This is a genomic window from Kineococcus endophyticus (assembly GCF_040796495.1).
GTDB classification, from domain to species: domain Bacteria; phylum Actinomycetota; class Actinomycetes; order Actinomycetales; family Kineococcaceae; genus Kineococcus; species Kineococcus endophyticus.
In genome coordinates, this window is the sequence record NZ_JBFNQN010000011.1 from 68,645 (window position 1) to 82,387 (window position 13,743).

At 74.8% G+C, this 13,743-nt stretch carries 17 protein-coding genes; 9 read left to right on the forward strand and 8 right to left on the reverse strand.

The window, feature by feature from the left end; all coding sequences use genetic code 11:
* Positions 1–23: 23 nt before the first annotated feature.
* Positions 24–989 carry an NAD(P)H-binding protein gene (locus AB1207_RS16175; RefSeq protein WP_367639421.1) on the reverse strand — a complete coding sequence of 322 codons (966 nt, stop codon included), beginning with the start codon at positions 987–989 and terminating at the stop codon, positions 24–26.
* Positions 990–1,062: 73 nt separating this feature from the next.
* Here AB1207_RS16175 and AB1207_RS16180 point away from each other — a divergent pair, with 73 nt between their 5' ends.
* Positions 1,063–1,506, forward strand: coding sequence for a MarR family winged helix-turn-helix transcriptional regulator (locus AB1207_RS16180; protein WP_367639422.1), 444 nt, complete (start codon positions 1,063–1,065; stop codon positions 1,504–1,506).
* A 13-nt stretch (positions 1,507–1,519) separates the two neighbouring features.
* Here the strand turns inward: AB1207_RS16180 and AB1207_RS16185 are convergent, their stop codons facing one another.
* From AB1207_RS16185 to AB1207_RS16195, 3 genes are read right to left on the reverse strand one after another with little or no spacing between them, the layout of a single operon-like run.
* On the reverse strand, positions 1,520–2,293 hold the full coding sequence (locus AB1207_RS16185) for an NAD-dependent epimerase/dehydratase family protein (protein ID WP_367639423.1): 774 nt from the start codon (positions 2,291–2,293) through the stop codon (positions 1,520–1,522).
* A 52-nt stretch (positions 2,294–2,345) separates the two neighbouring features.
* Positions 2,346–3,125: an endonuclease/exonuclease/phosphatase family protein gene (locus AB1207_RS16190; protein WP_367639424.1), complete on the reverse strand. Its 780-nt coding sequence runs from the start codon at positions 3,123–3,125 to the stop codon at positions 2,346–2,348.
* A gap of 5 nt (positions 3,126–3,130) precedes the next feature.
* Positions 3,131–4,054 (reverse strand): phosphotransferase, encoded by a 924-nt coding sequence (locus AB1207_RS16195; RefSeq protein ID WP_367639425.1) that lies wholly within the window; start codon positions 4,052–4,054, stop codon positions 3,131–3,133.
* Positions 4,055–4,095: 41 nt separating this feature from the next.
* On the opposite strand from AB1207_RS16195, the gene nudC reads away from it, so the two are divergent.
* Complete coding sequence (gene nudC / locus AB1207_RS16200; protein ID WP_367639426.1) at positions 4,096–5,067, forward strand: NAD(+) diphosphatase; 972 nt, start codon at positions 4,096–4,098, stop codon at positions 5,065–5,067.
* Between the two features lie 9 nt (positions 5,068–5,076).
* Here nudC and AB1207_RS16205 read toward each other — a convergent pair whose 3' ends face one another.
* Together AB1207_RS16205 and AB1207_RS16210 are read right to left on the reverse strand one after the other, a co-directional pair.
* A complete protein-coding gene (locus AB1207_RS16205) occupies positions 5,077–5,622 on the reverse strand; it encodes a nucleoside/nucleotide kinase family protein (RefSeq protein WP_367639427.1) in 546 nt (181 codons plus the stop codon).
* A gap of 92 nt (positions 5,623–5,714) precedes the next feature.
* A complete protein-coding gene (locus AB1207_RS16210) occupies positions 5,715–5,975 on the reverse strand; it encodes a mycoredoxin (RefSeq protein ID WP_367639428.1) in 261 nt (86 codons plus the stop codon).
* A 320-nt stretch (positions 5,976–6,295) separates the two neighbouring features.
* Here AB1207_RS16210 and AB1207_RS16215 point away from each other — a divergent pair, with 320 nt between their 5' ends.
* The 4 genes from AB1207_RS16215 to AB1207_RS16230 all read left to right on the forward strand — a co-directional run bounded on the left by AB1207_RS16215 (position 6,296) and on the right by AB1207_RS16230 (position 9,543).
* The gene (locus tag AB1207_RS16215) at positions 6,296–8,389 is read left to right on the forward strand and encodes an ATP-dependent DNA helicase UvrD2 (protein ID WP_367639429.1); all 2,094 of its coding nucleotides are present in this window, start codon (positions 6,296–6,298) and stop codon (positions 8,387–8,389) included.
* A 175-nt stretch (positions 8,390–8,564) separates the two neighbouring features.
* Positions 8,565–8,837, forward strand: coding sequence for a hypothetical protein (locus AB1207_RS16220; protein WP_367639430.1), 273 nt, complete (start codon positions 8,565–8,567; stop codon positions 8,835–8,837).
* Between the two features lie 191 nt (positions 8,838–9,028).
* Positions 9,029–9,295, forward strand: a complete 267-nt coding sequence (locus tag AB1207_RS16225; protein WP_367639431.1) for a WhiB family transcriptional regulator — start codon at positions 9,029–9,031, stop codon at positions 9,293–9,295.
* A 38-nt stretch (positions 9,296–9,333) separates the two neighbouring features.
* On the forward strand, positions 9,334–9,543 hold the full coding sequence (locus AB1207_RS16230; RefSeq protein ID WP_367639432.1) for a hypothetical protein: 210 nt from the start codon (positions 9,334–9,336) through the stop codon (positions 9,541–9,543).
* Positions 9,544–9,568: 25 nt separating this feature from the next.
* On the opposite strand, the gene AB1207_RS16235 is transcribed toward AB1207_RS16230, so the two are convergent.
* Together AB1207_RS16235 and AB1207_RS16240 are read right to left on the reverse strand one after the other, a co-directional pair.
* Positions 9,569–10,378, reverse strand: coding sequence for a hypothetical protein (locus AB1207_RS16235; RefSeq protein WP_367639433.1), 810 nt, complete (start codon positions 10,376–10,378; stop codon positions 9,569–9,571).
* A 68-nt stretch (positions 10,379–10,446) separates the two neighbouring features.
* Positions 10,447–10,605 carry a DUF5679 domain-containing protein gene (locus AB1207_RS16240; RefSeq protein ID WP_366169429.1) on the reverse strand — a complete coding sequence of 53 codons (159 nt, stop codon included), beginning with the start codon at positions 10,603–10,605 and terminating at the stop codon, positions 10,447–10,449.
* Between the two features lie 234 nt (positions 10,606–10,839).
* On the opposite strand from AB1207_RS16240, the gene AB1207_RS16245 reads away from it, so the two are divergent.
* The 3 genes from AB1207_RS16245 to AB1207_RS16255 all read left to right on the forward strand — a co-directional run bounded on the left by AB1207_RS16245 (position 10,840) and on the right by AB1207_RS16255 (position 13,739).
* Complete coding sequence (locus AB1207_RS16245; protein ID WP_437178966.1) at positions 10,840–11,571, forward strand: M48 metallopeptidase family protein; 732 nt, start codon at positions 10,840–10,842, stop codon at positions 11,569–11,571.
* 207 nt (positions 11,572–11,778) lie between these two features.
* Positions 11,779–12,873, forward strand: coding sequence for a sugar ABC transporter substrate-binding protein (locus tag AB1207_RS16250; protein ID WP_367639434.1), 1,095 nt, complete (start codon positions 11,779–11,781; stop codon positions 12,871–12,873).
* A 74-nt stretch (positions 12,874–12,947) separates the two neighbouring features.
* Positions 12,948–13,739 (forward strand): ATP-binding cassette domain-containing protein, encoded by a 792-nt coding sequence (locus AB1207_RS16255; protein WP_367639435.1) that lies wholly within the window; start codon positions 12,948–12,950, stop codon positions 13,737–13,739.
* The last annotated feature ends 4 nt before the right edge of the window (positions 13,740–13,743 follow it).

A 13,743-nucleotide genomic window follows, 5' to 3' on the forward strand; every position in this document is an offset into this window, starting at 1 on the left:
ACGCGGCCGGGTCAGCGCGACGGTCAGCGCGAGGGGGTGAGGGCCGCGCGGTGGTCCCGGGCGAAGTCGGCGACCGTCCGAGCGGGCCGGCCCAGCAGGTCGGGCACGTCGGTGGTGCACCGTCGGCCGTCGTCCGCGCCGCGGCGCACCACGTCCACGAACTGGTGGACGAGCCCGCGCGCCTGCCAGGCGGGCACGCCCGTGGCGCGCAGGACCGCGTGGAACGCCGGTGCCGGCACGTGCACGTAGCGGACGCGGTGACCGAGTGCCGCGCTGAGACCGGCCGCGACCTCGGGGTAGGACAGCGGGACCTCGCCCGTCAGCCGGTAGGCGCGGCCGTCCTCGCCGGCGCCACCGCGGGTCGTGGGGTCGGTGAGGACGCGCGCGGCGACGGCGGCGATGTCGGGGACGTCGGTCCAGGCCGTCGCGCCGTGCCCGCTGGTCTGCGGCAGCCAGCCCCGGCGGATCGCCGCGGCCTCGACGAGGAGGTTCTTGAAGAACGCCCCCGGTTCCAGACGCGTCCACGACAGGCCGCTGCGCGCCAGGTGGGCGTCCGCGAGGGCGTGGTCGCGCGCCCAGGGGATGGCCGAGCGCGGGTTCGCGTCGGACGCCGAGACCTTGACGACGTGCTCGACCCCGGCGGCCACGGCGGCGTCGACCGCGTCCCGGTTCTGCCGGAACTGGTGCGGCCCGGGCGGGGTGTTGAGGAAGAGCACGTCGCAGTCGGCCACCGCCGCCCGCAGGCTCGCGGGGTCGTCGAGGTCGCCGTGGACCGCTTCGACGCCGCGGTCGGCGAAGGCACGCAGCTGCTCGGGCCGGCGCCCCGTGACCCGCAGGGGGGTCCCCATGGCGGTCAGCTCGTCGAGCAGGCAGCGGCCGATGTCGCCGGTGGCCCCGGTGACCAGGACCCGGTGCGGGCGGCCGGTGCGGGCCGGGTCGGGCGCCGGACTGGTGAGGGCGCCGGCACGGGTGTCAGTGCGGGTGTCCACGTCCACCTCCAGGAGAGAATCAGGAACCTGTTGGTGCAACGACGGCCCGGAGACGGGAGGAGGGCAACTCGACGTGGACCTGACGACGGACGACCTGGACAGGCTCGTCACTTGGACGCTCATCCGCGCCGCCCACCGGGCGCAGCGCGAGCTGACGCAGCTGTTCGCCGACCATGGGCTGTCGCCCGTCCAGTTCGGCGTGCTGTCGCACCTGGCGACGGGGGAGAGGTTCACGCAGGCCCGGCTCGCCCGGGAGGTGCTCGTCCGCCCCCAGTCGCTCAGCGGCGTGCTCGACGGCCTCGTCGCGCGGGGGCTCGTGGCGCGCGAGGAGGACCGGGGCAAGGGCCGCCGCAACCCCCTGGTGCTGACGGCCGCCGGTCAGGACCTCCTGGCGGCGGTCTGGCCTCGGCTCCAGGACGCCAACCGACCCGACCAGCTGGGCCTGGCACCGCAGGAGGCGGCCGCCCTCAACGACGTCCTGCTGCGGCTGGTGCGCGAGCCGGGCGTCGACGGGTGACGGCCCCCGCTGTTCACCCCACCGGGTCCGGCGGCGGGCACGTCGCCACGTCCGTCCCGTCGTCCTCGACGGCGGCGGCGTGGTCCCTGGAGTCCAGGCGCGGGACGTAGCCGAGGTCGTCGGCGGCGAGCCGCAGGTCCCAGTGCGGGTGCTCCGCGCCGGAGACCGCGGGGTAGACGCCCGCGACGACCGGGGTCTGCAGCGCCCTCGTCACGAGGTCGCGCAGGTCCTCCGGGCCCAACCAGCCGCGCAGCTGGCTGCGGACGGTGGGGGCGGGGACGGTGGCCCCCAGGCGCAGGCCGATCGTGCTCAGCCCCCACCGGTGCGAGAACACGCCGGCGACGGCCTCGTCGAACGCCTTCGTCGCGCCGTAGGGGCAGCAGGGGGCCGGTGCCCACGTCGGGTCGACGGGAACGCGACCGCTCGCCTCGTACCGGCCCATCGCGTGGACGGAGCTGGCGTGGACCACGCGGCGCACGCCGTGCTCGGACGCGGCGCCGAGCAGGGCGGCGAACCCGTCGACGTTGGGGCCGCGCAGGTCGTCCCACGTCGCGGTGGGGCTCGGGTCGCCCGCGAGGTGCACCACCGCGTCCACCCCGTCCACGGCCCGGGCCAGCAGGGCGCGGTCGGTCAGCTCGCCCGTGAGCACCTCGGCGCCCGCGGGGACCTCCGACGGGTCCGCCGGCGCGGTCCGGTCCAGCAGCCGCAGCGGCCGGTCGCTCAGCGCCGGCAGCAGCAGACGGGCCACGCGCCCGGAGGCGCCGGTGAGGAGCAGCGGAGCGGCCACGGTCCGACCCTGGCACGGGCCTGCGGTCGCAGCGACCGGGTCCCGGAAGGGCTCAGAAGTGCAGGTCGACGACGACGGCCCGGTGGTCGCTGCCCCCGACCTGCTCGATGCGGGACTCGACCCGGACCTGCTCGTCGAGTCCGTCGGCGAGGGCGTGGTCGAGCTGCACCTTGGGCGAGGGGGCCGGGAACGTCGGCCCGGTCACGAGCGGTCGCCACGGCAGCACGCGCCGGACGATCCCCGGGGGCAGGTTCAGGTCGCCCAGCAGGACGAGCGGGCGGGGCAGGGTGCGGGCGAACTCCCGCACCGAGCGCAGCTGGCGGCCGGCCTGCCAGGGGGTGAACGACAGGTGGGTGCCCAGGACGCTCAGCGGACCGGCCGGTGTCTGGACGACGGCGGCCACGACGACGCGCTGCTCGTCCGGCACCAGCCGTGGTCCGGACGCCGGGTCCAGGACGGGCAGCCGGCCGCGGCCGGCGGGCATGCGCAGCTCCCGGAAGCCCAGCGCGGTGTCGAACGCCCCGCGCACGAGGAGAGCGATGCCGTAGGACGGCTCGTCCGGCACGGTCCGGTGGGCGTCCCGGATCCCCTGCGGCGCACCGGGTGTGCCGTGGACGGTGGCCGCGAACCAGCCGTGCGCGCGCAGTCCGGCCGCGAGCAGCGCGGTCTGGTCGACACCGCCACTGCGCGGCAGCAGGTGGTCGACCTCCTGGACCGCGACGACGTCGGCGTCCAGGCGCGCCACCGCGTGGACGAGGGCGGGCGTGTCGACCCGGCCGCTGCGCAGGTCCCGGCCCGAGGCCGCGTTGACCGAGGCCAGGCGCACGCGCACGCCGCTCAGCCCAGGGGGGTCGCGTCGGCGTGGGCGGCGAGCTCGTCGAGCATCCGCCGTGCGTCCTCGACGATCTCCGGGTCCTCGATGCGCAGCCCGAGCAGCAGCCAGCGCGCGAGCGCGAGCTCGCCGGCCAGCCGGGCCCGCAGCAGCAGGTCGGGGTCGGGCGGTTCGGGCAGCGCGTGGGCGTAGGCCTCCAGCACGGACTCCAGGGCGTCCGGGTCCGCACCCACCGCGAGCCACGCGAAGTCGTCCGCGGGGTCGGCGATCTTGGCGTCCACCCAGCCCGTGACGCCCGTGACGCTCGCGCCGTCGGTGCGCACGTGCTCGCCCACGAGGTCGCCGTGGACGGGGGTCGCCGCGAAGCGCCAGTGGGTGACGTCCTCCATGAGCGCCTCCCACCGGGTCAGCAGGCGCGGGGGGACGTGACCGGTCCCGGCGGCGCGGTCCAGCTCGGACAGCCGCCGGCGCCGGTACTCCTCGGCGTCGTAGACCGGGACGCCGGCCTCGCTGAACACCGAGCCGTCGATCTGGTGCAGGGCGGCCAGGCCTGTGCCGAGGGAGGCGGCCAGCCCCGGACCGGGACGCAGCGTGCCCGGGTCCAGCGGGTGGCCGGGCAGCTCGGGGTGCACGACGCAGCGGCCGCCGTCGGGCAGCGCCAGCGTCCCGGCGACCTCGGGCACGGCGAAGGGCAGCGGGTCGTGCAGCCGGTGGAGCCCCGTCAGCAGGTCGACCTCGGCGTCGAGGGCGGCGGCCGCCGCGGCCCGTCGGGGGGCGCGGACGACGTACCGCGTGCCGTCGGCGCCGACCGCGAGCGCGACGTCGAAGTCGGCTCCGTCGTCCTCGGCCGGACCGGCCGCGACCACGTCCAGGTTCCGCACGGCGGCGGTGGCGAGGGCGGCGAGGACACGGGGCGAGCGGGCTGGCACGCCCCCACGGTATTGCGCGGGGGGCTGCTTAGGGTGCAGGTGTGACCCCCGTGCCGCTCCCGAGCCCTCCGCTGCGCAACCTCGCCCTGTCCCGCCAGCACGTCGACCGCAACGGGGTGGACCGCACGCCGGCCTCGCGCCTGGCCGAGCTGTGGGCCTCGCCGGACACCCTCGTCCTGCAGGTCCACGCGGGTCGGGCGCCCGTGGTGGACACGCCGGAGGGGCCGCGCCTGGTGCTGCGCGCGCCGGGCGAGGTCGCCGCGCCCGGCCCGGAGGACCTGCAGCTGTACCTGGGCGTGGAGGACGGCGTCCACCACGTGGCCCTCGTCTCGGCCGAGGCCGAACCCGAGAGCACCGACGGCGCCGCCGGCGGGGAGGAGTGGCGCGGTCTGCGCGAGGTGGGGGAGCAGCTGCCGGCGCGCGACGCGGGCCTGTTCACCGAGGCGCTGGCCATGGGCAACTGGCACGCCGTCACCCGGTTCTCCCCGCGCACGGGCCAGCCGCTGGCGGCGACGACGTCGGGCTGGGTCAAGGCCGAGCCGGACGGCAAGGAGCACTTCCCGCGCACGGACGCCGCCGTGATCATGGCGATCATCTCGCCGGACGACCGGCTCCTGCTGGGGCACCAGCCGATCTGGCCGGCCAACCGCTACTCCGTGCTCGCGGGTTTCGTCGAACCCGGGGAGTGCTTCGAGGACACCGTGCGGCGCGAGGCGTTCGAGGAGGCCGGCATCGTCATCGGCACCGAACCCGACGACGTCCGGTACCTCGGCAGCCAGCCGTGGCCGTTCCCGGCCAGCCTCATGGTGGGTTTCGCGGCGCGCGCCACGACGACGGACATCAAGGTCGACGGCGACGAGATCGCCCTGGCCCGCTGGTTCTCCCGCGAGGAGCTGGCCGAGGAGCTGCGGACCGGCGGCGTGCTGCCGCCCCCGGGCGTCTCGATCGCCCGCCGGCTCATCGAGGCCTGGTACGGCGGGCCGCTGCCCGTCGAGGACCGGCCCTGGGTCTGAGCGTCCCGCTCAGTCCCGCAGGAGCTCGGCCGGGTGACGGGGGTCCTCGCACCGCAGGACCGCCGTCGCCGCGTCGACCGGGCCCTCGGTGGCGAGGTAGCGCTGCCACCCGCCCACGACCCGGTCGGCGTCCTGCTCGGGGACGCGCCGGCGGATGGCCGCCTCCGACGTCGTGAGGTGCACGACGGCGTCGAACCCCCAGCGCAGCGTGTTGGTCAGCAGGAACGACCCGGCGAGCACCAGCACCGCGTCGTCGGCCACGTCCTCACGACGCGCGCGGGAGGCGCGGTCGGTCTCGGGGTCGTACAGCGAGGGCACCCACCGGCGTCCGGTCGGCGCGTCGAGCGGTTCCAGCACCTCCCGGTAGAGGCCGGGGACGTCGAGCCAGCCGTCGAGGTAGGCGTCCGGGTCGTCGCGGCCGAACTCGTACCGCAGCGAGCGCGGCCGCCAGAACCCCTGCCACGTGGTCAGCAGGACGGGCCGGGCGGCGTCGCGCAGCGCCTGCGCCAGGTGCTCGGCGTACCAGAGGGTGTCCGCGTCGACGGCGCCGTCCACGCCGACGCGCGCCCCCGCCGGCAACGACGCGGCCCACCGGTCCGCGAACTCGCGGGGACCGGTGGGCCGGAAGGTGCTCGTCGTGGATCCCGTCAGGAGAGCTTGGCCTTGACCTCGGCGAGCGAGGGGTTGGTGGCCGCGGAGCCGTCGGGGAACAGCAGGGTCGGGACGGTCTGGTTGCCGCCGTTGACCTGCATGACGTACTCGGCCGCGTCCGGGACCTCCTCGATGTTGACCTCGGAGTAGCTGATGCCCTCGCGGTCCATCTGCGACTTCAGACGGCGGCAGTAGCCGCACCACGTCGTCGTGAACATGGTGACGCTGCCGGCCGCCGGGGCCTCGATCGTGGACACGTCGTCCCGCTCCTTCGTTCGTCCTCACCACGGACTGTGGATCCCTGACGCCCGCTGCAACCTTGGCGCCCGTCCCGATCTTCCCCGACGGCGCGGCGCCCGGCTCGCCCGACCTGGTCCGCCCGGGGGCGATGGGCCCGCGGGCACGGGGCCACCCCGTGCGCAGTGATCGGGCACGGGGCCACCCCGTGCACGACGACCCACCCCGCCGGCCACCCGACCACCCACCCCGCGGTGACCCCGTCGTCCACAACGCGCCGCCCCGGGTGCGGCGGAGCACCGCCGGTGTGGGGGAAGATGCCCGGGCGATGACGGACCTCATGACGACCCCGACGACCCGGCAGGACGCCGACGGCGTGCTCGACGGACTGGACCCCGAGCAGCGCCAGGTGGCCACGACGCTCGACGGGCCGGTGTGCGTGCTGGCCGGGGCGGGCACGGGCAAGACGCGCGCCATCACCCACCGCATCGCCTACGGCGTGCACTCCGGCGCCTACGTCCCCAACCGCGTGCTGGCGGTGACCTTCACCGCGCGCGCGGCGGGGGAGATGCGCACGCGCCTGCGCGACCTCGGGGTCGGCGGCGTCCAGGCCCGCACGTTCCACGCCGCCGCGCTGCGGCAGCTGCAGTTCTTCTGGCCGCAGTCCATCGGCGGCACGCTGCCGAACCTCGTGGAGCACAAGGCCTCGCTCATCGCCGACGCGTGCCACCGCCTGCGGATCCAGGCCGACCGGACGCGGGTGCGCGACCTGTCGGCGGAGGTCGAGTGGACCAAGGTCATGCTCGTCGACCCCGACGACTACGTCCGCGTCGCCACTGCGGCCGGGCGGGGCGAGCCCGGCGGCCTCGACCTGGCGACGGTCGCCCGGCTCGTGCGGACGTACGAGGACGTCAAGACCGACCGCGCCGTCATCGACTTCGAGGACGTCCTGCTGCTGACCGCGGGCATCCTCGACGAGCGGCCCGACGTCGCGGCGACGGTCCGTGAGCAGTACCGGCACTTCGTCGTCGACGAGTACCAGGACGTCTCCCCGCTGCAGCAGCGCCTGCTCGACCTGTGGCTCGGTGGCCGGCAGGACCTGTGCGTCGTCGGCGACGCCAGCCAGACCATCTACTCCTTCGCGGGCGCGACGCCCGAGCACCTGCTCGACTTCCCCCGCCGCCACCCGGGCGCGACGGTCGTCCGCCTCGTGCGCGACTACCGCTCGACGCCGGAGGTCGTGCAGCTGGCGAACTCCGTCCTCTCGCAGGCGACGGGCCTGCACGCCCGCGCCCGCCTCGAGCTCATCGCCCAGCGGCCCTCGGGCCCGCCGCCGTCGTTCACGGCCTACGACGACGACGTGGCCGAGGCGTCCGGGGTCGCCGCGCGCATCGCGGCGGAGATCCGCGCCGGTCGCTCGGCCAAGGACATCGCCGTGCTGTTCCGCACCAACGGGCAGTCGCAGGCGCTGGAGTCGGCGCTCGCGGACGCGGGGGTCGGCTACGTCGTCCGCGGCGGGGAGCGGTTCTTCTCCCGCAAGGAGGTGCGCGACGCCGTCGTGCTCCTGCGCGGCGCCGCGCGCTCGGCCCTGCCCGGGCACGACCTCGGTGAGGAGACCCGCGCCGTCCTGGGCTCCGTGGGCTGGGCGCCCACCGCCCCCACGGCCGCCGGCGCCACCCGCGAGAAGTGGGAGTCGCTGCAGGCCCTCGTCGTCCTCTCCGACGAGCTGGCGCAGAAGCGGCCCGGCTCGACCGTGGCCGACCTCGTCGACGAGCTCGTCGAGCGCAGCCAGGCCCAGCACGCGCCCACCGTCGACGGCGTGACGCTCGCCTCCTTCCACGCCGCCAAGGGCCTGGAGTGGGACGTGGTGTTCCTCGTGGGGGTGAGCGAGGGGCTGCTGCCGATCTCGTTCGCCGAGACCCCGGAGGACGTGGAGGAGGAGCGACGGCTCCTGTACGTCGGCGTCACCCGCGCGCGGGAGGGGATCCACCTGTCCTGGGCGAACTCCCGGACCCCCGGCGGCCGGGCCACCCGCAAACCCTCCCGGTTCCTCGACGCCGTCCGTCCGCAGGCCACCCCGGCCGGTCGCCGGCCGGCGGGCGGTGGGTCGGCCGCCAAGCAGCGCAGCTCCGGTCCCATGACGTGCCGCGTCTGCGGCGGCGCGCTGAGCGTCGCGGTGGACCGCAAGCTGCGCCGGCACGCCGACTGCCCCGCCAGCTACGACGAGGCGGTCTTCGAGAAGCTGCGCGAGTGGCGCAGCGCCACGGCCAAGGCCGCCGAGGTCCCGGCCTACGTCGTCTTCACCGACGCCACGCTCATGGCCATCGCCGAAGCCGTGCCCACCAACACGACCGACCTGTCCCGCATCGGGGGCGTCGGTCCGGCCAAGCTGGAGAAGTACGGCGACGAGGTCCTCGAGGTCCTCGCCGGCTGATGCTCGACCCGTTGCGCGACAACGGGTCACGAGGTGGTTGAAACCGGCCGGGAAACTCGTCCGGACGACGCGCGGAAAAAGACGTTGTCGTCCTCGCGCGGGTGCCCCTAGAGTCAGGAACACCACAGCGCGGCCACCGGGCCTGCGCGGACGTGCACGAGAGGGGGGCGGACCGATGGACAGCAACACCACGATGCAGATCGCGACGACGCAGATCTCGCCGATCGCCGCTCCCGTCGCCCTGCCCGTCCGCACCGCCGTCCCGGCGTCCGCGTGCGCTCCGTGGGAGCGCAGCCACGCCTCCACCCGGGTCGTCTCCACGGGTGGAGTGCGCCTGCTGCCGGCCATCGACGGGCGGCTGCGCAAGGACGTCATGGACGTCACGGGTGCCTACGGCGCCTCCCTCTTCCCGTCTGCGGGACCCTCGACCTCGAGTCCACCGGTCTAGACCTCTCGACCGGCAGCCTCCAGGCCGCGGATCCCGACACCTCGGGTCCGCGGCCATTTTGCGTTCGTGGGCTCTTCGACGCCGAACCACCACCGCCGGAGAAACAGTTGAACACCCAGCCCACGATCCGCCGGACCCGACCGATCACCCGCACCGACCGCACCACCGGAACCACCGGACGAGAGAGGGAGGTGAGCGGCGTGAGCCGCCGCCACACGCCGGACCCGCTGCCCTGCCGCCGCTTCGACTCCGAACTCTGGTTCGCCGAGAAGCCGGAGGACGTCGAACTCGCCAAGTCGCTGTGCCAGGAGTGCCCGCTCGCGAACGCCTGTCTCGCAGGCGCTCTCGAGCGCGCCGAACCCTGGGGCGTCTGGGGCGGGCAGCTCGTGCTCGCCGGGGTCGTCGTACCCCGCAAGCGCCCCCGCGGCCGTCCCCGCAAGCACCCCGTCGCCGCCTGAGCGGACGGGGACCCCACGTGAGAACCCCAGGAGTCGCCATGTCGTACGTCGAGGAACAACTGCTCCGAGAACGGGTGGCCGCCGCGCACCGCGACGCCGCCCGCATCCGGACCGCCCGCGCTCTGCGGGCCCGTCGGCGGGCCGAGGTCGCCGCCCGCCGGGCGCTCGTCCTCGCGGTCCGCGCCGACCGCGCCGCCGAACTGGCGGAGAGCACCACCGGCGAGGACCGCGAACTGCTCGCGGTCTGACCCGTCCGCGACCTGCCCGCCCCCGTCAGGGGACGGGCAGGTCCGTGCACCCGCACGCCGGGTGCGGCCGCCACCAGCGGTACCGCACCCGGCCCTCGGGCAGCAGCACTTCGAGCATCGCCCCGACCGTCGCGGCCCGGCCGCCGTCGAGGTGCGTCAGGACCTGCAACCCGGCCAGGCCGGCGAGCACCTGGGCGGCGGCCGTGTCGGCCGGACGTGCGGCCGCTGCCAGGAGCCCGGTCCGCACGGCCGGCCACAGCGGGTCGTCGTCACTGCGCCACCGGTCCAGGCAGCGCAGGCACGCCGACCGCCCGGGCAGCACGAGCGGCCCGACGAGCGCGTCGGTGTCGCGCAGCACCACCGACAGGTGCGGCACCCCGTCGGCCTGCACCCCGTCGCAGGCCACCGGGTCGGCGGCGTGGTCGTCGACGAGGACGAGGAGGTCGGCCGGGCCCTGCGAGGGCGTCGTGCCGGCCAGCGGCCGGTCGCACACGAGCCGGCCCACCCCCGAGGCCGCCAGCAACGGCACGAGGGCGTCCACGACGGCGGGGGAGCCGGCCACCGCCACGGTCGCACGCTCGCGGACCCGCGCTCGCTGCGCGGGCGTCGGGCCGGCCGGGTCGTAGGCGGCCCACGCCAGCAGCTCGTCCGGGGTCCCCGCGCGACGCCCGGCACCCGGGGTCGTCGGGACGTCGGTGCGCAGCACCGCGGTCCGCGGGGAGGAGCCGACCTGCAGGAGGCCGTCGGGCCGCCGCACGACGGGCACCCCCGCGGGGACGGGCGACGCCGGTGGTGCGGGAGCCGTCAGCGGGGGACCGAGCGGGGGACCGGGCACGCGGCCACTGTGCCGCAGCCGGTCCGCCGCACCCGTGCGTCGTCCACAGGCCCGGCCGCGGGGGCGGGTCAGCTCGCCTTGCCGAGGATGCGGTTGAGGTTGGTGCCGCAGACAGGGCACTTCCCCTTGGCCATGCGGCGGCCGTTGGTCTCGACGACCTGCCCCTCGGCCTCCCGCTTCTCCTTGCACTTGACGCAGTAGAACTCGCCGCTCCAGGTGTCGGCCATGTGCACTCCTCTGTGTCGGCCCGGACCGGTGCGGTCCGGGGACGGCCGGTCCACGGTGGTGGGCCGTTCTGCTGTCGGCATGGTGCCGCGTGCGGGCCCGCGGGGCGCGTCGGCGCGCCCGAGCGGCGTGCGGGCACCGGGGACGCAGGGCGGACACGTGGCGGACCGTGCTGGACCGGACACGACGCGTCCCGATGATCACTCCAGGCCCGTCGCGCGGGGGCGCAGGGTAACCTGCCGGAGGTGAGGGCTCACCAAGAGGGTGCTGCGGTCCTCGGCACGGCGTCCCCGCACGTGGACGGTTCCGTCGTCGAGCGCCCCGCCGAGCCCGCTCGCGAGTCGGACGAACAGCCTCCCGTTCACCCCGTCCTGGACCTGCGCGACGTCGACGTGCGTCGCAGCCGGCGCCGCACCCGCACCGTCTCGGCCTACCGGGACGGGGACCGCACGGTCGTCCTCATCCCCGCCCGGTTCAGCTCCGTCGAGGAGCGCGAGTGGGTTGAGCGCATGGTCACGCGGCTCGAGGCCGCGGACCGCCGCCGCAACCCCCTCGACGGCGACCTCCTCGACCGGGCACGGGAGCTGTCCCGCCGCCACCTCGACGGCCTGGCCCGTCCGCAGTCGGTGACGTGGGTCGACAACCAGCACCACCGCTGGGGCTCGTGCACCCCCGCCGACGCGAGCATCCGGCTCTCCAGCCGGCTGCAGGGGATGCCGAGCTGGGTGCTCGACTACGTCCTGCTGCACGAGCTGGCGCACCTGCTCGTGCCCACCCACTCGCGGCAGTTCTGGGGGCTGCTGGAGTCCTACCCGCGCACCGAACGGGCCCGCGGTTTCCTCGCCGGCATCGACCACGCGACGGGCCACGAGGGTCCGGGGCACCACGACCAGGACGACGAGGTCGACGACGAGCTCGGCGATGCCGGAACGGGCCCCGCGCCCGACGTCCTGCCGACCACCGGCTGAGTCCCCTCCCCACGCCCACCTGCTCCTCCCCACCGGACCGGCACGACGCGGGTCCGGCCCCTGCGTGCGCCCTCGGTCGACCAGCGGGCGCGTGCAGGTCACAACACGGTCACGGATCTGGTCAGCGCGGACGCGCGAGCGTATGTTGCGGCGCACAACTTACTTCCGGCGACGACCGCCGGGAGAGGAAGATGCGAAGGGGCATCCATGCGCACTCGATCCTCCGTCCTGCTCGCGACCGCGGTCGCCGGCGTCCTCCTCGTGTCGGCCTGCGGCGGCAGCGACGCGGGGTCCACGGGTTCGGCCTCGGGGGGCGGCGGGGGTTCCTCCGCCGCCGAGGTCGGCGTGATCCTGCCCGACACGAAGTCGTCGGCCCGCTGGGAGTCCTTCGACCGCCCGCTCCTGCAGAAGGCGTTCGAGGCGGCCGGGGTGAAGGCCGACATCCAGAACGCCCAGGGCGACGCGTCGAACATGCAGACCATCGCCGACCAGATGCTCACCGAGGGCGTGAAGGTCCTCGCCATCGTCAACCTCGACTCCGACTCCGGCGCCGCCATCGAGGCCAAGGCCAAGAAGCAGGGCGTCCAGACGATCGACTACGACCGCCTCACGCTGGGCGGTTCCGCCGACTACTACGTCTCCTTCGACAACACCAAGGTCGGCGAGGAGCAGGGCCAGGGGCTGGCCCAGTGCCTCGGCAGCGGGGACAAGAACATCGTCTACCTCAACGGTTCCCCGACCGACAACAACGCCACCCAGTTCTCCAAGGGCGCGCACAGCGTCCTGGACCCGATGACGAACTACAAGGTCGTCGCGGAGCAGGCCGTGCCGGACTGGGACAACCAGCAGGCGGCCACGATCTTCGAGCAGATGTTCACCCAGCAGGGCGGCAAGATCGACGGCGTCCTGGCCGCCAACGACGGCCTCGGCAACGCGGCGATCTCGATCCTGGCCAAGAACGGCCTCGCCGGGAAGGTGGCCGTCACCGGCCAGGACGCCACGACGCAGGGCCTGCAGAACATCCTCGCCAAGTCGCAGTGCATGACGGTCTACAAGCCCGTGGACCAGGAGGCGAAGGCGCTGTCCGACATCGCCATCGCCCTCATCAAGGGCGAGACCCCGAAGACCACCGGGACCGTCCAGGACACCACCGGCAAGCGCGACGTGAAGTCGATCCTGCTGGACCCGCAGCTCATCACCCGCGACAAGGTGAAGTCCGTCGTCGACGCAGGTTTCGTCAAGGCGTCCGACCTGTGCACCGGTGACTTCGCCGCCGACTGCACCGAACTCGGCATCTCCTGACCGGACCGTCCGACCGTCCACCCACCGGGCCCCCGCGGCCCGGTGGGTGGGCCGTGCTCCCGAAGGAGGGGCCCATGAGTTCCACCATCGAGAACTCCCCGCTGCTGTCGTTGCGCGGCATCGACAAGAGCTTCGGTGCCGTCCAGGTCCTGCACGGCGTCGACCTCGACGTCCGTGCCGGCGAGGTCACCGCCCTCGTCGGCGACAACGGCGCGGGCAAGTCGACGCTCGTCAAGTGCATCGCCGGGATCCACCCGACGGACGCGGGGGAGTACCTGTTCGAGGGCCGCCCCGTCACCGTCACCAGCCCGCGCGACACCGCCGCGCTCGGCATCGAGGTCGTCTACCAGGACCTCGCGCTGTGCGACAACCTCGACATCGTCCAGAACATGTTCCTCGGCCGGGAGAAGCTGCGCGGTCCGCTGCTCGACGAGCCGGCCATGGAGGAACTCGCCCGCCAGACCCTGGCGAGCCTGTCCGTCCGCACCGTCCGTTCGGTGCGGCAACTGGTCTCCAGCCTCTCCGGCGGGCAGCGGCAGACCGTCGCGATCGCCAAGGCCGTGCTGTGGAACTCCCGCGTCGTGCTCCTGGACGAACCCACGGCCGCGCTCGGCGTGGCCCAGACCCGGCAGGTCCTCGACCTCGTCCGCCGGCTCGCCGACAACGGCCTCGGCGTGGTCCTCATCTCGCACAACCTCAGCGACGTCTTCGAGGTGGCCGACCAGATCACCGCGCTCTACCTCGGGCGGTCCGCCGCGACCGTCCGCACCCGCGACGTGACGAGCAGCCAGGTCGTCGAACTCATCACCACGGGCCGTTCCGGGGACCTCGGTCTCGCGCCCGCCACCGCTTCCGCCCCGGTCTGAGGAG